Annotated in this window: 24 protein-coding genes; 11 read left to right on the top strand and 13 right to left on the bottom strand. The window is 41.8% G+C overall.

Features of this window, described 5'->3' with window-relative positions; all coding sequences use genetic code 11:
* Position 1: 1 nt before the first annotated feature.
* The 6 genes from AACU33_RS08475 to AACU33_RS08450 all read right to left on the bottom strand — a co-directional run bounded on the left by AACU33_RS08475 (position 2) and on the right by AACU33_RS08450 (position 3,872).
* The gene (locus AACU33_RS08475; RefSeq protein ID WP_096588096.1) at positions 2–358 is read right to left on the bottom strand and encodes a GPW/gp25 family protein; all 357 of its coding nucleotides are present in this window, start codon (positions 356–358) and stop codon (positions 2–4) included.
* 2 nt (positions 359–360) lie between these two features.
* Positions 361–684, bottom strand: coding sequence for a hypothetical protein (locus AACU33_RS08470; protein WP_096588095.1), 324 nt, complete (start codon positions 682–684; stop codon positions 361–363).
* Complete coding sequence (locus AACU33_RS08465; RefSeq protein WP_096588094.1) at positions 684–1,487, bottom strand: phage baseplate assembly protein V; 804 nt, start codon at positions 1,485–1,487, stop codon at positions 684–686. The genes AACU33_RS08470 and AACU33_RS08465 overlap by 1 nt, the downstream gene beginning before the upstream one ends.
* Positions 1,488–1,624: 137 nt before the next feature.
* Entirely contained in the window at positions 1,625–2,761 is a 1,137-nt protein-coding gene (locus AACU33_RS08460) for a hypothetical protein (RefSeq protein WP_096588093.1), read from the bottom strand.
* 110 nt (positions 2,762–2,871) lie between these two features.
* Entirely contained in the window at positions 2,872–3,162 is a 291-nt protein-coding gene (locus AACU33_RS08455) for a hypothetical protein (RefSeq protein WP_096588092.1), read from the bottom strand.
* Positions 3,163–3,194: 32 nt separating this feature from the next.
* A complete protein-coding gene (locus AACU33_RS08450) occupies positions 3,195–3,872 on the bottom strand; it encodes a CIS tube protein (RefSeq protein ID WP_096588091.1) in 678 nt (225 codons plus the stop codon).
* Positions 3,873–4,423: 551 nt separating this feature from the next.
* Here AACU33_RS08450 and AACU33_RS08445 point away from each other — a divergent pair.
* Positions 4,424–4,888, top strand: coding sequence for a hypothetical protein (locus AACU33_RS08445; protein WP_096588090.1), 465 nt, complete (start codon positions 4,424–4,426; stop codon positions 4,886–4,888).
* Between the two features lie 304 nt (positions 4,889–5,192).
* On the opposite strand, the gene AACU33_RS08440 is transcribed toward AACU33_RS08445, so the two are convergent.
* Positions 5,193–5,429, bottom strand: a complete 237-nt coding sequence (locus AACU33_RS08440) for a hypothetical protein (protein ID WP_096588089.1) — start codon at positions 5,427–5,429, stop codon at positions 5,193–5,195.
* 230 nt (positions 5,430–5,659) lie between these two features.
* Positions 5,660–5,917 (bottom strand): hypothetical protein, encoded by a 258-nt coding sequence (locus tag AACU33_RS08435; protein WP_096588088.1) that lies wholly within the window; start codon positions 5,915–5,917, stop codon positions 5,660–5,662.
* 199 nt (positions 5,918–6,116) lie between these two features.
* Here AACU33_RS08435 and AACU33_RS08430 point away from each other — a divergent pair, with 199 nt between their 5' ends.
* Positions 6,117–10,814, top strand: coding sequence for a PAS domain S-box protein (locus tag AACU33_RS08430; protein WP_096588087.1), 4,698 nt, complete (start codon positions 6,117–6,119; stop codon positions 10,812–10,814).
* Between the two features lie 40 nt (positions 10,815–10,854).
* Complete coding sequence (locus tag AACU33_RS08425) at positions 10,855–11,073, top strand: DUF4351 domain-containing protein (RefSeq protein ID WP_096588086.1); 219 nt, start codon at positions 10,855–10,857, stop codon at positions 11,071–11,073.
* Positions 11,074–11,212: 139 nt separating this feature from the next.
* Here the strand turns inward: AACU33_RS08425 and AACU33_RS08420 are convergent, their stop codons facing one another.
* Positions 11,213–11,695, bottom strand: coding sequence for a hypothetical protein (locus AACU33_RS08420; protein ID WP_096588085.1), 483 nt, complete (start codon positions 11,693–11,695; stop codon positions 11,213–11,215).
* An 80-nt stretch (positions 11,696–11,775) separates the two neighbouring features.
* Positions 11,776–12,318, bottom strand: a complete 543-nt coding sequence (locus AACU33_RS08415; RefSeq protein WP_096588084.1) for a hypothetical protein — start codon at positions 12,316–12,318, stop codon at positions 11,776–11,778.
* 192 nt (positions 12,319–12,510) lie between these two features.
* Between AACU33_RS08415 and AACU33_RS08410 the strand changes: the two genes are divergently transcribed.
* Entirely contained in the window at positions 12,511–14,040 is a 1,530-nt protein-coding gene (locus AACU33_RS08410) for a hybrid sensor histidine kinase/response regulator (protein ID WP_096588083.1), read from the top strand.
* Positions 14,041–14,145: 105 nt separating this feature from the next.
* Complete coding sequence (locus AACU33_RS08405) at positions 14,146–14,538, top strand: response regulator (protein ID WP_096588082.1); 393 nt, start codon at positions 14,146–14,148, stop codon at positions 14,536–14,538.
* A gap of 174 nt (positions 14,539–14,712) precedes the next feature.
* Here AACU33_RS08405 and AACU33_RS08400 read toward each other — a convergent pair whose 3' ends face one another.
* The 3 genes from AACU33_RS08400 to AACU33_RS08390 form a co-directional block, all read right to left on the bottom strand.
* Entirely contained in the window at positions 14,713–14,901 is a 189-nt protein-coding gene (locus tag AACU33_RS08400; protein ID WP_096588081.1) for a hypothetical protein, read from the bottom strand.
* A gap of 127 nt (positions 14,902–15,028) precedes the next feature.
* On the bottom strand, positions 15,029–15,622 hold the full coding sequence (locus AACU33_RS08395) for a hypothetical protein (RefSeq protein WP_096588080.1): 594 nt from the start codon (positions 15,620–15,622) through the stop codon (positions 15,029–15,031).
* 4 nt (positions 15,623–15,626) lie between these two features.
* Positions 15,627–15,980 carry a PadR family transcriptional regulator gene (locus AACU33_RS08390; protein WP_096588079.1) on the bottom strand — a complete coding sequence of 118 codons (354 nt, stop codon included), beginning with the start codon at positions 15,978–15,980 and terminating at the stop codon, positions 15,627–15,629.
* A gap of 251 nt (positions 15,981–16,231) precedes the next feature.
* On the opposite strand from AACU33_RS08390, the gene AACU33_RS08385 reads away from it, so the two are divergent.
* The 6 genes from AACU33_RS08385 (at position 16,232) to AACU33_RS08360 (ending at position 22,268) form a co-directional block, all read left to right on the top strand.
* The gene (locus AACU33_RS08385) at positions 16,232–16,972 is read left to right on the top strand and encodes a Coq4 family protein (protein WP_096588078.1); all 741 of its coding nucleotides are present in this window, start codon (positions 16,232–16,234) and stop codon (positions 16,970–16,972) included.
* A complete protein-coding gene (locus AACU33_RS08380; RefSeq protein ID WP_096588077.1) occupies positions 16,969–18,735 on the top strand; it encodes a fatty acyl-AMP ligase in 1,767 nt (588 codons plus the stop codon). Before AACU33_RS08385 ends, AACU33_RS08380 begins: the two co-directional genes overlap by 4 nt.
* Positions 18,736–18,830: 95 nt before the next feature.
* Positions 18,831–19,730, top strand: coding sequence for an acyl-CoA desaturase (locus AACU33_RS08375; RefSeq protein ID WP_339375856.1), 900 nt, complete (start codon positions 18,831–18,833; stop codon positions 19,728–19,730).
* Between the two features lie 240 nt (positions 19,731–19,970).
* The gene (locus AACU33_RS08370) at positions 19,971–20,804 is read left to right on the top strand and encodes a fatty acid desaturase family protein (RefSeq protein WP_096588075.1); all 834 of its coding nucleotides are present in this window, start codon (positions 19,971–19,973) and stop codon (positions 20,802–20,804) included.
* A 228-nt stretch (positions 20,805–21,032) separates the two neighbouring features.
* Positions 21,033–21,344 carry an acyl carrier protein gene (locus AACU33_RS08365; protein WP_096588074.1) on the top strand — a complete coding sequence of 104 codons (312 nt, stop codon included), beginning with the start codon at positions 21,033–21,035 and terminating at the stop codon, positions 21,342–21,344.
* Between the two features lie 39 nt (positions 21,345–21,383).
* On the top strand, positions 21,384–22,268 hold the full coding sequence (locus tag AACU33_RS08360) for an SAM-dependent methyltransferase (protein ID WP_096588073.1): 885 nt from the start codon (positions 21,384–21,386) through the stop codon (positions 22,266–22,268).
* The last annotated feature ends 53 nt before the right edge of the window (positions 22,269–22,321 follow it).

Genomic DNA, 22,321 nt, shown 5'->3' with positions numbered 1-22,321 from the left:
GTCAAACCCTACGAGAAATTTGTGCTATTTGCCGTTGCTTTGTCAGCAAGAGTATGTACTGAATCGTTACCTGCAATGTGGAATCGATATTTTCCACATCTACTGCTTCTACGCGGATCGCCTCACCTAACCATTGTTTGAGCGATCCTTGAATGAGAAACTCGCTAGCTGTAGCTAGTTCTTCATTATTCGGTTCAAAGATTAGTTGTTGCAAACCACAGCCAAAATCAGGCCGATTGACTCGTTCGCCAGGAATCGTAAACAATACTTGCTCAATCAGCTGGCGGATATGGAGTTCATAGGGCACATCTGCGACTCTCCCCTGGCCATCTATGCGAAAAGGATAAGCAATATCCATAATTACATTCCTTTAACGCGCATTTGCGTCAATACAACCGTTAGCGGTGTACCCGTAGGCACACAAATTGCCTGGCTATCCTGCAATAACACTGGTAAGCCCATGACTTTGACTCGCAAAGCTGCTAAAACCCAGTTACCAATTACACAAGGGCCGACATTGACTGGTGGCGGCGGATTCGCACAACCAGCTACTACATAGGGTGGCCCTAGGGTAGTAACGGGCATTCCCATCACTCTCACTCTGGGATTGGGAACCGTTGGTTTAGCCTGTCCACCGTGGCTACAGATAACGACACTGTTAAGGTTGAGGAGAAAACCAGGCATTAAATTACCTCCAAGGCTCCATTGTTGACATTGACAGTAACAGGTGAAAGCTTGACATTGGCTGCGGCGTTACTCAATTCAATGGCGGCTGGAGTCAGTTCGACCTTAGGAACGCCAGTTGTTGATGCAATACCAGAGCTACTCCACTTAGTATTTGCTGGACTGTTATTCACTTCAATACCCGATGCTGTGGCAAGTTTGACAGTAGCGGGATTGCAAGTAAGGTCAATACTATTTGCAGTTAATTTAATTTCAATAGCACTTTCTTTAAGCTCAATTGTATCTGCGGTAATCGTGACGGTGGAGTTGGCACGATTTTTCAGTTCAATTTTATCTGCCATCCATTTAGCGGTTGTCTCATCTTTATTATTAATTTCAATACCATCGGCGTTAAACACCATTTTGAGCTTGCGCTCTACCACAGGGTTTTCTACTTCCAATGTGACTCCTTTGTTATCGCCTAGGTTACTCAAAGTCAGAGTAATGCCCTCGACTCTAAAGACTTGCACTTTAACTGGGTCATCAACTTTAGCATTTTGCGGTAGTTCGTTTTCCCCCCAGAAACAACCTGCCCAAATCGGATAATCTGGATCGCCACCTTCAAATTCCACCCAGACATTCGCATTGATTGGGGGAATAGCAAAAAAACCCACATCTTTTCCAGCATAGGGAGTACAAGGCATAGCCCAACTTAAGCGACCCTCGCCAAAAATGGCTGGTACTGTTACTTGGATGCGTCCCAAATATAAAGGATCTTTATTAGCAGTTACTTTGCCCCGGTATTTACCGAAAAATTGACGCATAAGATTAATTCGTAATTCGTAATTCGTAATTAATTAGCTTGGAATCAATAGTCAATTGTCATTTGTCCCCCTTGTCTCCCCACACTCCTTCATTTCCCCCTGCTCCCTGCTCCCTGCCTCTTCCCCCGTGCATTCATCTAAATTTGCAATATTTGCTTTGTTGAGCCTAATCCTTCACGAGTAAGTGTAAAACTTTGCTTGTATTCACCTTCACGGATCTTATGGGTGACACGTTTGACGTAATACAAACCGTCATAGTCGTAACCAGCCCCTCGCAGTCCGATTGTTCCTCCTATTTGCAGTAAGCCACCATAAATTAGAGTGTCCAATTCGCCGTTGACTGTAACAACATCATCAATGGAGCGATTAATCATTGCTTGCGCTCGACTAGTGGCTTGGTTGATATCGCGTCCAGTTTCTCGAAATTGCCGTAACCTAACATGAGATTGAGTTGTGAGTGCTGATTCATTAGCTAAAGCGGGGAGGCGATCGCTAGATCTACGTTCTACTGGTTGAATTACATTGGTTTTGCGGTCTTGTACGCTCCCATTAATGGTTGTGCTGGCTAAAGCATTGTTTTGAAAGTTAATCGATTCCACATTGGTGTCAGCATCCATATCCACAGTTAAAGCTTTTTGCGGTTGGGTTTGGCGCTGTGGCGGCCCCCAGTATGCTGTACTTTTATTTGATATCGGCCCTGGGGTGACATAAAAGACAAAACCAAAACGTTCTGCTAGCGCTTGGATATACTCTAGGTCAGTGGCTAACTGTACGGGGATGCGTTCATTTTTGAGTGGTTTATCCAACAGTGATGGTTTGACAATCTTGGGGACTAAACCGTATTTGGCATAATTGCCAATCAATTTCTCAACGATCGAGGCTTCATCCTGTTCTGGATGTTCAACGGATTTTTCCTCAAGATCCATCATGATGCTGATGTCTTCACCCGTAATTGTGTAGGTCGATTCCCCTGGTTCCGTACTGGGTGTGAGTTGCAGGTTGGTAATGATTCCATCCACCAATACCTGAGCGATCGCACCTATTGAGATCGTCATAATCACCCGATTAAAGGTCTGAATCAATGGATTGTTGATTAATTGGTAATCTTTCCAATCCATCTTTTGAGAACGACCGACTTGAAACACAATCTGAAAGCCAGAACGCCCTCGATCGGTGTGCGTGACTTCTATGCTCTCGATCGCATCTATCAGCATCCTCGGTGCGAACTCTGGTTTTTGCGGCCCAACTAATAACGTGAGGTTAATACCGAGCATTCTTTGCTCCTCATACCATGTCCCGAATATCGTGATACAACTTGCTTCCCCCTTGTCTCCCCACCCTTCCCACACTCCCCCATCTCTCTTCTCCTCGCCCTGCCCCCTGCCTACACTTGCGGTATCGGTACGCGGATTTTCTGACCGATTTCTGCTGTCAAATCAATGGGGTTCATGGCATTGTTGGCATCGCACACTCGCCAAAATTGCAGGGGATCTCCCAAGATACGTCCGGTGATTTGGTCTAAGCGATCGCCTTGTGTCACGGAAATTTCTTCTAACAGCAACATATTTTTACCTTGGGGTAAAAAACGACGCTTTACGTAGGCAACAATCCGATCGTCAGGCATTGTTAATTTTGCCGTTTCTAAGTTGTAGTAGCGGCTCGTATAATCAAACATAATGTTTTAGCGATAATGACTTACAAGAGAATCTAATTAATCACAACCCCTGTAATATCTGATGAATAGTTGATACTCCCGATGCGCGCTAGGCGCTCTTTTCCTTCATGGTGCGCTAGGAACAGTTTGGAACCTCGCTGATCCCAAGGCAGATCGTCATAGTTGAGTACGCGCAGGCTAAGTGATACCTTAGCACGAATTGGATTGAGGTTAACGTCAAAAGCTTCTTCTGTAATGGTAAAGTCTGTCAAACGCACGGGCAAAACTCTTTTTTTTCCCCAAACCAGCAAAGACAAAGGAGCTTCTAAGGGAGCAATTTCCACTGTTCCTTTATCTGCTTGCTGCATCTTTTTCGTTACCTGTTGGCTATCTGGATAAATCAGAGTTTCCAACGCAGATAGTTGGGGGTAAATACCATCGCTCACCGCAGCTTTTTCTGCTGCGCCTGACAAGGGGCCAGTTGTCTCAAATTCCACATCAAATTTGATTGTCTCTACAGGCGCTCCTTTTAAACGGAGGGCTTCAGTGCGATCGCCTCCCTCTCTAGTACTTGCCTGTACTTGTAAAGTCCGTGTCAACGTTTCTGGGTTGTACTGGAAAGGAATGGTCTTGACAATCACATTGGAAGTAGGATTTAAAGCAATAATTGCTCCTTTGATTAGCTTGGGGAAATTACTGAGCAGTTCGCGGGAATTATTGATGTCGGTCATCTGGTATATCCTTACCGCAATTACTGTTGTTACTGCTTTACTGACACATTTGTTATGAACAATTTAGTTTAATTTATTACTTGCATCTATCCAAAGATAGATATTTTAATTTAAATCAATAAACCCCTTATTTTCTAGTATTTCTAGCCTTTTTAAAATAAATTACCGCTTTCGGATTCTTTTTCCTAGTTTTGTAAACATTTTGACTAAATAATTAACGATAGTTCATCACTGGTAAAAACAGATGCCATTGCAATTTAATCTCAAGTGTGAGATGTTACATAAGGGAATTTATAATTGCTAAAGCTAAGTTAAGTTTTGCAGATTTCCCAATTCCCTGTTAAAAAATATATTTGAAAGCTGTGATTTTGTTGCTCGCTTGTTATTTTTGAATCGGTGAGCGATCGCGATTAGTTAAATTTCTCACTCACATCGAGATATACAAGCCAATTTCAACACATAGGTGAAAGTTTAGGATGAGCTAAATATCTATAAATATTGTGCAATCTTCCTGAAATCTGCAAATTGATGATGGAGACATTCAGTTAGTTATGAGCGCCCTCGAATACATCGAAGACATAGCCTCTGAATTAAAGCAAACTTTGTCCGCGCCTGACACGGGCAAGATTTATCTACGAGCTATTGTCAAAACCTGGCAATTAATTAAGCAGTTAGCTAGGCTAATTTTTCTATTAGTTCTGCTGTTCATTGCATTTACGATCTGGGTATGGAATCTTGGCTTTAAGAGTGGATACAAATTAAGACAACAGTTAGAAACTGAACAAACAAGTCCTCAAAACCTTCTGCAACAAACAATAAATCTTTTAGTGTCCCTGCTAAAAGGAATAGTAGATTGGGCAGAATGTCAAATTTCACAGTTACCATCAGAAAAAACAAAGATCCAAGTTATCCCACCTGCACCTGCAAATCATTCTGCTAATTTAATTACACCTGCCAAAAATCAGACAACAACAATTGATTTAACAAATATTCAGCAGAAAAAATTGAGCGAATAAAACAAGACTGTTCGCAAATTTATATCTTGAATTTCAGTGCGTTTCACTTTAATTATGATACAAGTAGGCCAGTAGGGAACAATGCCGTGCCCTTACGTGAAATCTATACGTATCAGGGTTTTAGTGAAATGGTATTGGTGATGAGCAATCAATTTATTGCAGGGTGGAAAGCAACTCAAAACCAACAGTCTTAATACAATTCGCTACTAAATAAACAAAGTCCAGAAGTACTTGGATGTTACAAAATAACCCGCATAGGCGGGTTATGTTTTTTTGCAATTTTATTTAAAATCCACAGGTTTCCTCAACTATTACCATGAGTCATAAAATCAAGCACAAAATTGAGAAGTTTGAGTTTGCCATCCGCGTCAATATAGCCTGCTTTTTGTAACTGCTGGAGTAATTCGGCGGGAATTATTGTGCCATTAGTTTCTGCTGATTGCCCAGGAATTGTACCGGGTTCAGGTTTATAGCTGAAAAAGCCAATTATAAAAGTAATGATGAAAGGCAATACAAACAGTAGATAGATAAATGTCATCATGGTTACAAGTTCCAGATGTATAAAGTACAGGTTCAATAATCAAGTTTGATTGGTGAAAATCAAGAGGCTCAAATCCGCCAATTCTTAGATAAGTCGAGGCTATGGTTTTTCACAAATAATTTAGGATTGATATACAGATCTTCAGGAATTATCTGAGAAATTGTCCAGCCGAATTAATAAATATTTTGAATTATCTAGTTAAGATTTCTCACAAAAATTACAAATCTAGGTTATTGAATTAGTTGGCTGTAGATTTGTTGGGCAATTTGTTGACCCATAACTGTGGTATCAGTCGTATTTGTCACCTCTACTTTGCCTAATGGAAGGCTAGGGAAAGCAGCACCGTTGTGGAGATGAGAGGGAAGGCCGTTAGCAGTAAATAAACTAGATAGTTCAGATTCAACTGTGGATTGGAGGTGGCGGCGCTGACTGGGGCTAATATTAATGTCTTCTAAGATTAAGCGATCGATTTGGATATTGATGTCCATCTTATATATGTACCTTGTGGAAGAGTATGAATAAACTCATGGGCGAGAAACTTGTGTTCGGCTGTTGGCGATCGCATTGTCTGGGATTAAGTTAGTGTGTTTTTATATAGGGCGAATCGCACTCATTTTATATTTAACGATACAATCTCTATACCAAGCTAGTATTTGTAGCTATCCCGCAGGTAATAAGGAATCGCTAATGAGTGCTGAACAGCTAGAGCAGGTTAAGCTATTGCAAGCAACCCTTACCAAGATGGAAGTAACGCTAGGTGCGATCGCTGATGCTGTAGTCTGGGTAGGGAAAGACGGATGCGTTCAATGGTGCAATTCTAGCTTTGAGTGTCTGCTGAACCGACCCCAAAGTGCGATCGCAAATTGGCAGTTAAGTGAAGTACTGCCCTTATTACAATTAGGAAAACCTGTGGCTTTAAACTCCTACCCTGATGTACTGATCCACAATGGAGAGTACGAAACTACCGAGTATGAGTTTCATCAAGGTAAGCGTTCCTTGGTATTGCAAATCTCTGGTAGTCGTGCGGGACTGAATGAGGATGATTGTGCTGTACTAGTAATTCAGGATATTACGCTGGCGCAAGAAGCTCAAAAATCTTTGCAAGAGAGTGAAGAACGCTTACGCACATTAATTAACGCCACACCGGATATTATTTGTTTAAAGGACAGCGAAGGCAAATGGTTAGAGTCGAACCAAGCTAACCTGGAATTTTTAGAAATCCAAGGAGTTGATTTTAAAGGTAAAACCGACTCAGAACTGGCGCAATTCAGTGATTTTTATCACGATACTTTGCTCAACTGTCACCAAACAGACGAACAAGCTTGGCAACAAGGATCTGTACATCGGGTAGAAGAAGTTGTACCTCGCCCTGATGGTACATTAAGCATAGTCGATATGATTAAAGTGCCTGTATTTCACCAAGATGGTAGACGCAAGGCACTGGTAGTTTTAGGGCGCGATGTTAGCGACCGCCAAAAAACCCAGATAGCTTTAGAAAACTCCTTATCTTTGTTGAGCGCTATCTTGGAATCGATTCAAGACGGTATCTTAGCGATCGATAGCTTAGGAAATATCACCAGTTACAATCAAAAGTTTTTGGAAATGTGGTCAATTCCACCAGAGCTTTTGACAGAACCAGATCGTTCAAAGCGGCTGGCGTATTTGGCAAACCAATTAAAAGATCCTGAAGGATTTTTGCAGCGAGTTCGAGAATTATACGCCCAACCAGAGTTAGATAGTTACGACTTTTTAGAATTGCAAGATGGCAGAGTATTTGAGAGATATTCTTGTCCTCAGCGCATCAAAGACCAAATTATTGGTAGAGTGTGGAGTTTTAGGGATGTCACTCAACGCCAAAAAGCAGAAGCCGCACTGCGACAAAGCGAGTTGCAATACCGCAGTATTTTTGAAGCGATCAATGATGGACTATTTATTACAGAAATAGAAACCGAAACAGTTGCCGAAGTCAATCCTGCTGCTTGTCAGATGCATGGTTATTCTTACGAAGAATTTATTGCTTTGCATCCATCAGCTTACATTCATCCAAGCTCCCATCAAGTCTTTCATGAGTTTGTTGAAATAACAAGAGCTGGGGGGCAATTTTATGGACAAGCAGTTGATGTCTGCAAAGATGGCAGTTTAATTGATGTGGAAGTTAAAGGAACCACTTGCATTTACAATGGCAAACGGCACATCTTAGCCATAGTGCGGGATATTAGCGATCGCAAACGCACTGAAGCAGCTTTGCGACAAAGCGAAGTCCAGTATCGTGATTTAGTGCAAACAGCTAACTGCATCATTCTGCGTTGGGACAGTCACGGTGACATCATATATTTAAATGACTACGGTCAAAAGCTTTTTGGTTTTGATGCCCAAGAGATTATAGGACGCAATGTGGTCGGGACAATTGTCCCCGAAACTGAAACTTCTGGGCGCGACTTACAGGCTTTAATGGTTGATATTTGCCAGTACCCAGAAAACTATCTTTTCAACGAAAATGAAAACTCGTGTAAAAATGGCGATCGCGTTTGGATAGTCTGGGCAAATAAACCCATTTTAGACGAGCAAGGCAACTTAATCGAAATACTTTCCGTAGGCACTGATGCCACAGAACGCAAACGCGCCCAAGCGGCTTTGCAAGAAAGTGAGTTAAAGTTCCGCACTATTGTAGAGAATGCCAACGACTTAATTTTTACCATCTCCCCAGAGGGAATTTTTACTTACCACTCGCCTAATGTGACGCCAATTATGGGCTACAGCCTGCCAGAAATCGAGGGACATTCTGTAGCCGAATTTACTTATCCTGAAGATTTAGCAATTAGCGCCGCAGGTATACAAAAAGCCATAGCTGGAGAGAAGCAGACAGGTATTGAGGTGCGATTAAGACATAAAAATAATAGTTGGCGATGGTTCAGCTTTAACACTTCCACAATCAACACTCCTGACGGTGGAATTGCGATCGCAGGTGTAGGGCGGGACATTACAGAACGCAAGCAAGCAGAAGAAGCCTTGCGTCGGAGTGAAATGAAATACCGCAACATCTTTGAAAATTCCCAAGTCGGGATTTTCCGCACTCGTCAACAAGATGGATTGATTGTAGATGCAAATCAACGCGGTGCGGATATCTTAGGTTTCGCTGCTGCTAATGAATTGATTGGCAAGTATTTCACAACTGAATTGTATGTCAATCCCGACGATCGCACCCGGATGTTAGCAGAGTTAAAAGCCTCTGGCGAAGTTCGCAATTTTGAAGTCGCACTGAGGCGTTGCGATGGATCTGTGGTTTGGGTATTATTATCAATTCGCCTCAACGCCGAAGAATCCTGTTTAGATTCTGTGTTTACAGATATCAGCGATCGCAAGCAAGCAGAACAAGCTCTGCAACATCGCGCTCAACTAGAAAGTATACTCAGCAGTATTTCTCGCCAATTTATCGACCAAGATGTAGATACAGCAATTAATTTTACTCTCAAGGCGATCGCTCGATTTATTAATGCTGAACACAGTTGCATCTTTGAATGTTCTGAAGATCAAAGCGAGTTCTACCTCATCCATGAATGGTGTAGCCAAGGTGTTCCACCATTGATAAATATTGCCAAAGGCTCTCCTGTGGAGACTTTTCCCTATTTCTATGAGCCGATTATCCGTGGCAAGCATCGACAAATCTCTAGTGTTGCAGACTTACCACCGCATCTACCTGAGCGACAGCTTTTTGAGAGTATGTCGTTTCAGTCTTTAATAGCTGTACCCATGCTTCATGCTGGCACAGTAGTTGGGTTTGTAGGTTTAGCGATGATTCACTTCTCCAAAACCTGGAGCCAAGATGATATTAATCTGCTGAAATTGGTAGGTGAAATTATTGCGATCGGTCGGGCGAGACATCAAGCCGAAGCCGCCCTAAGAGTAGCAAAAGAAGCCGCCGAAACTGCCAACCGTGCCAAAAGTGCTTTTTTAGCTAACATGAGCCACGAACTCCGTACTCCTCTCAATGCCATCTTAGGTTTTTCTCAGTTGATGGAGCGCGACACTAGTCTCAACTCAAACCAGCGTGAATCTTTAGCTACGATTAACCGTAGCGGAGAACACTTACTTAACCTGATTAACGATGTCCTAGAAATGTCCAAAATTGAAGCCGGACACATCGTTTTCAATCCTGAAGACTTCGACTTTTACCTGATGTTGCAAACATTACAAGAAATGTTTCAGGTACGGGCGCAGACAAAGCAGTTGTACCTCAAGTTTGAAATTGCTCCCGATCTGCCACGTTATGTCCAAACAGATGAGGGTAAACTCCGCCAAGTTCTGATCAACCTTTTGGGTAACGCCATCAAATTCACCCAAACCGGGGGAGTGACGCTGCGGGCGAGGTTGGGGGATGAGGGGGATGAGGGGGACAAGGAGAATAACTACAAATCTATGCCCCATGCCCAATCCCTAATCTTTGAAGTAGAAGACACTGGACGGGGGATAGCAGCAGCAGAAATGAATAATTTGTTTCAGCCGTTTGTGCAGACAACTAGTGGGATTCAAACTAAAGAAGGTACAGGTCTAGGTCTAACTATTAGCAGACAGTTTGTGCGGTTGTTGGGGGGCGATATTCATCTTAAGAGTACTTTGGGGCAAGGATCTACTTTTAGCTTTGACATCCAAGTTAATCTAGCCACACCAATAAAAGTGACACCCAAGTTGAGTAGAGGGCGCGTACTCAAACTAGCAGCAGACCAACCAACTTACCGTATTCTCGTAGTTGACGATCGCAAAGAGAACCGCGATTTAATGATGCAACTGCTTGGTGGTGTTGGCTTTGAAGTTGAGCCTGCTAGTAATGGACAAGAAGCGATCGCTATGTGGCAAAAATGGCAACCCCACTTAATTTGGATGGATATGCGGATGCCTGTAATGAATGGCTACGATGCAACTAAAGAAATTAGAGCTAGAGAGAGAAGTTTAGATAACAGATCCCGTACAGTAATTATTGCTTTGACTGCTAGTGCTTTTGAAGAACAACAAGCAAGTATTTTAGCGGCAGGTTGTGACGACTTGATTCGCAAACCATTCCGCGAACAAATAATTTTTGAAAAGATAGCTGAATATTTGCACTTAAGTTATATCTTCTCAGAAGAAAATAGCGAAATTAAAACTGATAATAAACTAGACAATGTTCAATATTCTGTCTTAGATATTCGTACTGCAATTACAATTATGCCTGCTGAATGGATAGCAGAACTTAACCAAGCAGCTATTGCAGTTGATGCCGATAGAATTTTGCAATTAATTGAGCAAATTCCGCTAACTCATTCTGGTTTAGCAGAAAAATTAGCAAATTTAGTCAGAAGTTTCTGCTTTGATGAAATTTTAGAACTGACCTCAAATCTGTTTAAATAATTACTAGTTAAACTAAAAACCAACCAAACAAGAGGTAGTTATGGAAATTGTTACTAGTTGGCAATTACCAGGAAGACAAGAGGGAAAACAGGAACTAATTATGCGTCTGCTTAACCGGAAAGTAGGTACGCTTACACCTAAATTAGAAGAACAGATTCGCCAATTACCAACTACCCAATTGGAAGATTTAGCGGAAGCTTTGTTAGATTTTACTAATGCAGAGGATTTGGTTGCTTGGTTGAATGGAGTTGCAGGTTAGGATAAGCGATCGCATCCTCGCAAATAAAACGCAAAAATAAATATACTTCTCCTCTTGATCGGTAAAAGGAGAAGTTTTAAGTTAAATATAATGCTTCAATTTATTCAAATAAAAACTGTGCTAATCTTGCGAACAAGACTTACGCGGTTACTAAGGCAGGTTCTGCGGTAAAGATTCTTCGAGTTTCTGGGTGAGTTGTAAATTTCACGTATTGAGTTGCCATTTCTGGTGTTAAGAGTTCAATCATCAGTCTGTTTTCTACCCAGAACTCAATAACATCAAAAAATGTTTCGCGAGTACAACGTAAAGTGCGCCAACCTTCACGATCGCCAATTTTTTCAATCTCTTCTTGGCTAGCAGGTACAGAAATAGCTGCATGAATATCTACGAACTTAGGAGAAATAGCATTTTGTACAAACGCGCATTGTCCATCGCCTTCGCCAGGTTCTAATTGAGTACCTGAAGGATAAAGTTCAATAGCTGTACCATGTTCATCAAAAGGTATAACCATATAGCTACCTGGATGAGGAGGAAAGGGAACAGCTTCTGCTTTTAAAATTTCTGCCAAAACTTGAGCAACGTGGTAAGGGTTGTTAACAGCAAAAGAAATATGGTGAATCATAGAATAACCTCAGTTCGATATTTTATAGATTAGGAAACAATCGGGGAAAACTAGGGGAGAAAAATTTAACTTGCACTGAGCTACTGAGGCCGTCCATAATGAGCCTGACCCTGACCATCAGCAGTCTCAAGCAAGAGAACATCTTGACCAGAATCGTTTTTAGCGATTGACCACTTGTAGGTTTCAGGCTTGGCTGTATTATTTCCGGTGTAAGTGCGTCCAGAATTGCAAATTTGTCCCTTAGATGAGCTTTCAGTAGGTTGGAAGGTGAGTTGGCGATCGTCAACGCTAACTGTACCTTTCTCTTGTATGAAGAGGTTGGACGCGCAATTATAGGTATTGATTTGAATTAATCTTCTTCTCTGGTAGTTACCATTTGCTGCAACTATAAAGCGATCGCTAGAACCATTAGGTGCTGCTGACTGTCCTGTAATTTGGTCTTGGTATTGGATAGAAGAAATTCGACCATAAAGCCACTCACCTTGGAGTTCAGCAGGTATAGCACCGCCTTTACCCGCTTGACTAGCGCTAGGGTAAACAAACAAGCTAGTACTCAGAGTTAAACCTAAAGCAGCAAAAAGACGGGCGGTTTTTGGTAGGGAAGATATTTGTTGATTTGTCATATTATTTTTAATCTTTTAGTCAGGAATTAAACTTTTGGCTTGATGTTTTCAAAATAAAAAACAATCGGGGAGAACTGGGGGAGACAATTAAGTTATGAAGAAGTTTCTATAAAGGATTATTAAGCTAGGAAATTAACGTTAAAATTTTTATTCACAATTACGTAGCCTATTCTGGCTCAAGCTCATATTGCGATGTCCAAACAATTATCCAACTCTCCGAAAGCAGACATATTGGTAATTGATGATACACCGGAAAATCTGAATCTTTTATCCGCCATGCTGACCGAACAGGGATATAAAGTTCGCAGCGTAACTAAAGGTTCGACAGGGTTGCGGGGAGCAAATGCAGTTCCTCCCGATTTGATTTTGTTGGATGTAAATATGCCGGAGATGAATGGTTATGAAGTTTGTCAACAATTAAAGACAAGCGATCGCACCCGTGACATTCCGGTAATTTTTATCAGCGCTTTGGGTGATGTGTTGGATAAGGTGAAGGCGTTTGCCGTTGGCGGGGTGGATTACATCACAAAGCCTTTTCAACTAGAAGAAGTTTTAGCCAGAATTGAAAATCATTTGACGATTCGCCAACTGCAAAAGCAACTCCAAGCGCAAAATCAGCAGTTGCAGCAAGAAATTCGCAATCGCACCAAAGCCGAAGAGAAGTTTGCCAAAGTTTTTCGTTCTAGTCCCAACCCGATCGCGATCGCCACAATTTCGGAAGCGCGGGTTCTTGATGTTAATCCCAGCTTCTTAAAAATGAGTGGCTATTGTTTAGAGGAGGTAATTGCACATACCATTGAGGAACTTGATTTAGGTAAAAATACAGTAGCTATTGCCCAAACAATTCAAAATTTACCCGATAGCGGTTCGCTGTATAATCTGGAATTTGAATTTTCTACCAAATCTGCCGAAATCAAGACTATCTTGCTATCCATCGAATTAATTGACCTAGCGGGAGTACCGTGCGCTTTATTAATTGCTAATGACATCACCGAACGCAAACGCCTAGAAAACGAGTTTATCTCTTTAGTCAGTCATGAGTTGCGTACACCTTTAACTTCCACAATGGGAGCATTAGATTTATTAAGTTCAGGACAACTGGGAACTTTAAGCGCGCAGGGACAAAAAGTTCTGAGTATTGCTAGCAATAACACTGAACGTTTAATTCGCTTGGTGAACGATATTCTCGATTTAGAACGGATGAAATCGGGCAAAATCTTCATGCGTATGGCCAGGTGCAACGCTACTGAATTGCTGATTACTGCAACAGAAGCCATGCAAGCAATGGCAGATAAACTCCAAGTCAAACTAATTGTTAATCCCTTAACAGTTGAACTTTGGGCAGATGCCGATCGCCTGATGCAAACTTTCACTAACTTACTAAGCAACGCGATTAAATTTTCGGAACCAGGGGATACTGTTTGGGTAAGTGCCACACTTTCAGAAAATCATGGTGTAGAGTCTCAACAAGATACACCCAGCTACCTTTTGATTACTATCCGAGATGAAGGGCGAGGAATTCCTGAAGATAAACTACAAATCATCTTTGAACGCTTTCAGCAGGTAGATGCATCCGACTCCCGCAACAAAGGCGGAACAGGTTTAGGACTAGCGATTTGTCGGAATATTGTGCAGCAACATAACGGTAAAATTTGGGTTCAGAGCGTTTTAGGGGAGGGTAGCACCTTTTATGTACTTTTACCTTTAGCTGTCTCTAATTAGCGACTGCTCGCTGCTGCAATCTCCCCCACTTCTCCCCGATTGCATTTTAGAATAGCTCTAGGTAATCAAGCTAGTCAGCATCACATATCATGCAAGGATGGCACCATGAGCAGAAATATCTTGATTGTTGATGATGAAGAAGATGTGCAGGCGATCGCCAAATTGGGATTAGAATTGGGTGCTGGTTGGAATGTGTTGACGGCTTGTTCTGGCCGGGAAGCGTTGAATGTAGCTGCCAACTCACAAGTTGATGTCATCCTGCTAGATATGATGATGCCTGATATGGATGGGCGTGCCACCTTGCAAAAATTAAAGGCTAATCCTGTTACTCAGCAAATCCCAGTAATTTTACTCACTGCCAAAGTTCAAGAGTCAGAGCAAGACTGCTTTACTGGATTAGATGTAGCCGCTATCTTTGCCAAGCCTTTTCGTCCCTTAAAACTGGCAGGGCAAATTAGTGAAGTATTAGGTTGGGCTTACAGTGAAATAGAGAGTTGATATCAGTTCAAATACTGTTTGCTTATCCTAAGGACACAACATACTCATCTGTCACATTCCTTTTTCCATCTGGTATAAATTGGTATCATCTCAGGGAAAAAGGCGATCGCACCCATCATCAATGCACCAAAACCACAAGCGGGACAGGGAAGTAATGGGAGCGATCCACCTTCATTAAAGTAAACCTAGATCCTGAAGAATTTTAAGTAGAGAAATAACAACAGACACAACAGAACCTACATCCTTCACCAACTCAATCAATTTTCGCCAATCCCAAGGGGTCTTTTTCTTGGCAGAGTCTTCTTTGGGATTCTCAGGTTCGGTTGAGCTACAGACTAATCCGTTTAAAATGGAATTAAGCACAATTCAAACTCCAATGGTTGTGTTTTGCTAGCAATCTTTGGTTGAGTACCAGTCAACCAAAATTGATCAATCGACTTTGTTGATAGCCTTTGGTTGAGTACCAGTCAATCAAAGGCTATTGCTCTGTTTAACTTTGCCTTTTTTTGGGAAGCCATCGATTTTCTACCTTGATTTGGAGGTAGGCTTTGAGCAGCCCTAACAAGCAAAACCCCGTCATAATTTTGATCCAAAGCTCAGGTTTACCTTCTTTAAGCCATCCATAGCGCAAAGCTTCTAGTTCTCCACGCCATTCTTCTAAAAGGATTTTAGATAGCAAACCTTTTATATGGCTTTTTTGCCGCTCTCGCTCTTGAGCCTGCTGCACCTGCTCTCGCTCTTGAGCCTGCTGCGCCTGCTCTCGCTCTTGAGCCTGCCGCACCTGCTCTCGCTCTTGAGCCTGCCGCACCTGCTCCCGCTCTCGCGCCTGCCGCGCTTGCTCCCGCTCTCGTGCCTGCCGCGCCTGCCGCTTCAGCCGCACCTGCTGCATCCGCTCTCGATCCATCTGTGCCTGCCGCGCCCGCTCCCGTTCTCGCTCCTGCTGCGCTTGTTCTAGCTGCACCCGCTCCCGCGCTCGCTCCAGCTGCACCCGCTCTCGCGCCCGCTCCATCTCCCACAACTGCGCTTGCTCCAGCCGCGCCCGCAATTGCTCCTGCTCCTGCAACTCGCTTAGATTATTTTGCATTGACTCACGCTCCTGCCAAACCAGGTTGACCTGTCATTGAACGCATCCTTAATTGATAACGATAGTCTTGTACTTCTTGAAGCACTCTCTGACCGGAACCAGTTACTATGTAATATTTACGACGCGCACCTCCCGTTTCATCCTGATCGCTTCCCCATTGCCAGGAAACTAGTCCCTTTTTTTCTAGCCTGTTCAATGTGGGATACAAACTACCAAATCCAATGGGTATTGGTCTACCTTGATTTAACCCATCCAGGATTTCAAGGCCATACATTGTTTGAGTCCCCATGAGAGTCAAGATATCCTCCTCCAAAGCGGAAAGCCTGATTCCATCTGTTTCATCCCGAATTTTGCTCATAACTTCTGTTTGAACTCTTTCTACTTTATATACTACTAGATAAATATATAAGTGTGTGTATTTGTCTAAAAAGTAGTTAAAAAACTCTATGGCAATCGCACTTAGCCACCTTATCCTCTAAGAAACTGAGAATGAGATGCGATACTGACTAGCTCTTTCATCTTCTTCTCATCTGATTCTCATTTCTCCCCTACTTCTCCCCGATCGCTCTTTAACTTAAAAAACACAAGCATCGCTGGGAGATCGATCAAATGCAAATTCTACAAAATCTCAAAAAAGAGCTAAAAAAGCTGATATTCGCCTATCGCTTCATGCGCATTGTCCAACTACCTTACGGTTCTTTTGGTGCTGGTGGCAATTTGTCTGATGCGGCAATCGATCCCAAAAGTCTCAATCAAATTGTGCAGTTTCTCTCGCGCACCGAAAGGGGAAGAATTGCCCTGACTGAAAAAAAGTCCCTGGGTAAGATTGATTTACAGCAACTCCATCAATTACCTACCAACACCTTGGGCTATATCTACGCCGATCATATGCTGAGAAATGGCTTAACTCCGCCGCCAGTGCGCGAACATACGTCAGATACCTATAGATATTTGTTCAATTATGTGATGGAAACTCATGATATTTGGCACGTAGTTACAGGTAGCAATACAGACAAAGCCGGAGAAATTCAAGTAGAAACATTTTCTTTAACTCAGTTTTATCCGGCGCGGTTTTGGGTGGTGTTACTGGCGAAAAATTTTCTCAAAACTGCGATTGAAGATATGGATTTGTGCAGTCAGCACATGGAAGCTTTTGTGCGTGGCTGGATTATGGGACAACAAGCACAACCTTTGTTTGGCGTTCCTTGGAATACTTTATGGGAAAAACCTTTAGAAGAAATCCGCGCTGAATTAAATATTCGTCCCTACTTAGGTTCAGAACTGGAAGCTGCTATTAAGTGGCGGGGTGAGGAAATTACTGTTAAATCTGAATTGGTAGGAGTAAAATGAGACATATACCAATAGATGCGAGCGTAACTACTTTGGTAGATCTGTTGGAGTATCGAGCCAGCCATCAGCCGCAGCAAACAGCTTATACCTTCCTTGCAGATGGGATTACCGCAGATAGCAGTTTTACATATAGGGAATTACATCAAAAAGCGCAGGCGATCGCAGCATATTTGCAAAGTCAAAAAGCCTTTCAAGAGCGAGTTTTATTACTTTATCCGCCGGGATTAGATTTTGCTGCCGCTTTTTTTGGCTGTTTGTATGCAGGCGCAGTTGCGGTTCCGGCTTATCCTCCCCGTCCCAATCAATCTATTTCACGACTCCAAGCGATCGCAGCTAATGCTCAAGCTAAGATTGCACTCACAACTCAAGCAGTTTTAGCCCTGGTTCAGCCACAGTTGCAAGAGTTTGCCGATTTGCGATCGCTACAATGGCAAGCTACCGATAATCTAAATCAAAACTGGGCGCAGGATTGGCGACGAGTCGAAGTTAGTAGTGATAGCCTCGCCTTCCTACAGTACACTTCCGGCTCCACCTCCACACCAAAAGGTGTGACGATCAGCCACGCTAATTTACTGCACAATTCCTCTTTAATTTATCAATCGTTTCAGCATTCTCCAGAGAGTCGGGGTGTAATTTGGCTACCTGCCTATCATGACATGGGCTTGATTGGCGGTATCTTACAACCGCTTTACGGTGGTTTTCCCGTCTTCCTCATGCCGCCGATGATTTTCTTACAAAAGCCTTTTTACTGGTTGCAAGCGATTTCGCGTTACCAAGCAACTACCAGTGGCGGCCCTAACTTTGCTTATGATTTATGTGTGCGTAAAATTACCCCAGAACAACGCGCCACTCTCGATTTGAGCAGTTGGGAAGTTGCTTTTAATGGTGCGGAACCCGTGCGTGCGGAAACAATGGAGCAGTTTGCTACTCTATTTGCGCCTTGTGGCTTCCGTCGCGAAGCATTTTATCCCTGCTATGGGATGGCTGAAACCACCTTAATTATTGCTGGGGGAGATAAAACTGCTTTACCAATTGTAGAAAAGGTAGAGGAAAACGCTTTAAAACAGCATCAAGTGATTCCTAGCGACAATCATCTTGATAGCCAAAATCTTGTGAGTTGTGGGCAAAGTTTAGCAAATCTACAAGTTGTCATTGTCAATCCAGAAACCTTAACTCCATGTTCGCCCAATGAAGTTGGGGAAATTTGGGTGTCTGGTGCTAGTGTGGCGCAAGGATATTGGGATAATCCCGAAGCAACAAAAGATTATTTCCACGCATACTTGGCAGATAGCCAACAAGGGCCATTTTTAAGGACGGGAGATTTAGGCTTTTTACATCAAGGCGAACTATTCGTTACAGGCCGTCTCAAAGATTTAATCATTATTCGGGGACGCAATTATTATCCCCACGATATCGAATTAACGGTTGCTCAAGCTCACCCTTCCCTGAGAGTTGGCGGTGGTGCGGCTTTTACCATTGAACGTGAAAATCTAGTGCGGCTAGTAATTGTGCAAGAAGTTGAGCGCCAATACCTGCGTCACCTCAACGTTGCAGAAGTCGTGGGGAAAATTCGGCAAGCGGTTTTACAACAGCATGAGTTACAGATTCATACTGTAGCGTTGATTAAAACAGCCACTCTCCCGAAAACTTCTAGTGGTAAAGTCCAGCGCTATGCTTGCCGAGAACAGTTTTTAGCTCAAAAATTAGAGATTTTGCCAAATTTAGAGCAGAGTCAAAGGGTGAACCATCTTTTATCTGCGTAATCGCATCAGTTATTAAAGTTTGGAATATGGAAACCACTGTTAGCGTTGAATCCGCATCAATTAATCGTGCTACTGATTTATTAAAAAAGAGAACCATGAGCAACAGCTACATTAAGTTGTTGCAAAAACGGCATTTTTTATTGTGTGATGTTCTACCTTTTGTTGGGTTTATTTTAGCGATCGCCTGTTTATGGGGCAAGCCAATCGGGGTAGTTGATATCGCTGTTTTTCTGGGGATGTGGTTTCTCACTTCTGTAGGAATTACCGTTGGCTATCACCGCTACTTTACCCACCGTGCTTTTCAAGCTCATCCAATTGTTCGGATTTTGCTAGTAATTCTCGGTTCCACAGGTGCGGAAGGCCCTGTGCTTTCTTGGGTAGCCAACCACAGACACCACCATCGCTATAGTGATGAGGTTGGAGATACCCATTCCCCGCATTTACACGGTACAGGCTGGAGAAATCAGCTTTACGGATTTTGGCACGCTCATCTGTGGTGGAAAGTTGAGTACGATTACCCCAACCCACTTTACTATGCACCGGAACTGCTGCGAGACAAGACAATTTGCAAGCTTAACCAACTGTATTTTGTTTGGGTGATTTTGGGGTTAGTTTTCCCGGCGGTTGTAGCTTTTATTCTTACTGGAAATTGGATTGGTACTTGGTATGGTTTTCTGTGGGGTGGAGTCATTCGCCTGTATTTAGGACAGCAAACGACTTGGTGCATTAACTCTATTTGCCATCTTTTCGGTACTCGTGCTTTTGATACCAAAGAAAAAAGTACAAATAATCTGTGGCTGGCTTTACCTACCTTTGGCGAATCTTGGCACAACAACCATCACGCTTTTCAAAACTCAGCTAAGTTTGGCTTGCAATGGTGGCAGATTGATATTGGCTATTGGGTAATTGTGGCATTGCAAAGTCTCGGTTTAGCTTGGGATGTCAATCAACCTACACCGGAAATGATGCAATCGAAAAGCGTGCGATCGCTGTAGATAAATCAGCGTATTTCCAGCATCATTCGTGTTCTTGAAGAGTTAATCTATATAAAACTTATGAACATTACAGAGCAAAAACCATCATTACTTACAGATCAATACTATATTCAAACTATCCGTCCTTTTTTACCTAAAGAAGCTTTTCAAAAAAAGCCAAGTTATCTGTGGTATTTTTTAATTAGTTTTTCGATATTTATCTCAGCAATTACACTAACACGCTAATATGATAGTATTTGGATGTTTGTGCTGGCAAGTTTAATAGTAGGAAATATCTTGCCTTGTTTTGTATTTTTTGCTCACGATTTGAGTCATGGCTCAGTTATCACAAAATCTTGGCAGAGACATTTTCTAGAAGTCTTAATTTGGGGAATAAATTTTATCCCTCTAACGATGTGGATACACATCCATCATCGAACGCATCATCTTAATGCTGCAACATTCAAAGACCCCGATCGGCGATGGTTAGCCTCAGAAAAAACTCTCATTAAATCGATTTATACTTGGATATTCTATCCCCAAAAAAACAAATTACTAATTAGATTCATTAATCCTTTCGCCTATATTCACTTTGTCTTTTACATCTTGCGTAATTTCATAGCTGTTTTTATCTCACCAAAAAGCAAGCTTTATATAGTTCCTTATCAAGTACCATATACTTTCAAAGAAAAATTCTCGATTATTATTGAAACCAGCATTATCATTTTAATCCAGACTATAATTTTTGTAGCCGTTCAATGTAACTGGTTAAAGTATTTATTTGTTGGTATATTACCTATATTGATGGCTTCAATGATTGAAGTTATTTATGTAGCGACAAATCATTTCCTCAATCCAGTAAAAGCGCAAAATAATTCTGTACAAGGTACTACATCTGTAATAGTACCTCCCTTCTTTAATTTGATTCATAACAATTTCTCTTATCACACCGAACATCATCTATTTCCAGCAATGCATCCTTCTTACTATCCATTAGTTAGCGATTTGCTGAAAAAGCACTTTCCACAAGACTATAACCAGTTAACAATTACAGAAGCTTGGCGGCGTTTATGGAATTCTCAGGCTTTTGATTGATGATATACAGCAGAATTCAGGAATCAGAGCTATAACAATCATTCTTCACATTTAGCCCACAAAAGTGGGCTTTGTTTGTTTAGCTTTTGGCTTTTAGCCTGAAGAAGATTAGTTATAATCCAAATCTAAAATTTACAGATGCTATTATTCTCCCCTAGTTCTCCCCGATTTATCACTAATCTGTAAAGTATCAAAGCAATTCAACTCGTACTCAATAAGGTTTTGAAGATGGAACTCACCAGCACGATCGCCAATAATTCATTAGAATCGCAACAAAATACTCTGAGTGCAGAAGTAATTCAAGAATCTATAGTTGCTTACATTGCCGAACTTTTAGAAGTTGAGCCACATCAAGTTAATGTTAAAGCTCGTTTTAATGAATATGGTTTAGATTCATTATCATCAGTTAGTTTGATTTCCCATTTAGAAAGTTTAACCGGACAAGATTTATCACCTACTTTATTATATGACTTGCCTAGTGTCGAAGTTTTATCGCAACGTTTAGCATCAGGTATAACAAAACTTGAAATTGCTCTTTAGATTTTTGTCTACAAATATTAATTAATAACAACAAACGTTATGACTACTGCAAAAACTTTGACTCCTGGCGCTTCGCATGAAGCAATACAACACCATTACGATGTTGGAAATGATTTTTATCAACTTTGGTTAGATAGTACTATGACTTATTCTTGTGCTATCTGGGATGAAGGCGAACCAGAAGAAGCGCTGGAATTAGCTCAAATTAGAAAAGTTGATTTTCATATTAATCAAGCCAAAGCCAAAAATGCCAAGCGAGTTTTAGATATCGGTTGTGGTTGGGGAACAGTACTCAAACGTTTAGTAGATGTGCATGGAGTTGAGCAAGCTGTAGGACTAACATTAAGTGAAGCTCAAAAAAATTGGATTTCTGCTAACAAGCATCCGCAAATTGAAGTTAATCTCGAAAGCTGGTTAAACTACTCACCAAAAGAGCCTTTTGATGCAATTATTTCTATTGGTGCTTTTGAACATTTTGTCAAACCAGAATTATCTAGCCAGGAAAAAATTGATGTTTATCGTACCTTCTTTAGTCGCTGTCATGAATGGTTAAATCCAGGCGGTTCGATATCCATTCAAACTATCGCCTATGGGAAGAGAAAACCAGAAGAAGTACAAAAAAGTTTAGGCGCGCAGTTTGCCAATCAAGAAATATTTCCCGAATCTGATTCTCCGCGACTTACAGAAATTACCGCCGCCGCAGAAGGTATTTTTGAAGTAGTTTCAGTTCGTAACGATCGCATGGATTATGTCCGCACTCTCCAAGCATGGTTAACTAACTTCAGAAGCAAACGTACAGAAATCATCAATTTGGTTGGCAAAACTGTTTTTGAGCGCTACGAACGTTATCTGTATCTGGCACTTCTAGGCTTTTTAACTGGAGATTTATTACTTTTACGGTTAACTTTTCGCCGCATTGATTAAAAGTTAACAGGCTTTCACTCATCAAACAGAATTAGCAAATAGGATATTCAACA

Source organism: Calothrix sp. NIES-2098 (assembly GCF_963875125.1).
Lineage (GTDB): Bacteria > Cyanobacteriota > Cyanobacteriia > Cyanobacteriales > Nostocaceae > Aulosira.
This window is presented reverse-complemented; position numbering and strand designations above follow the sequence as displayed.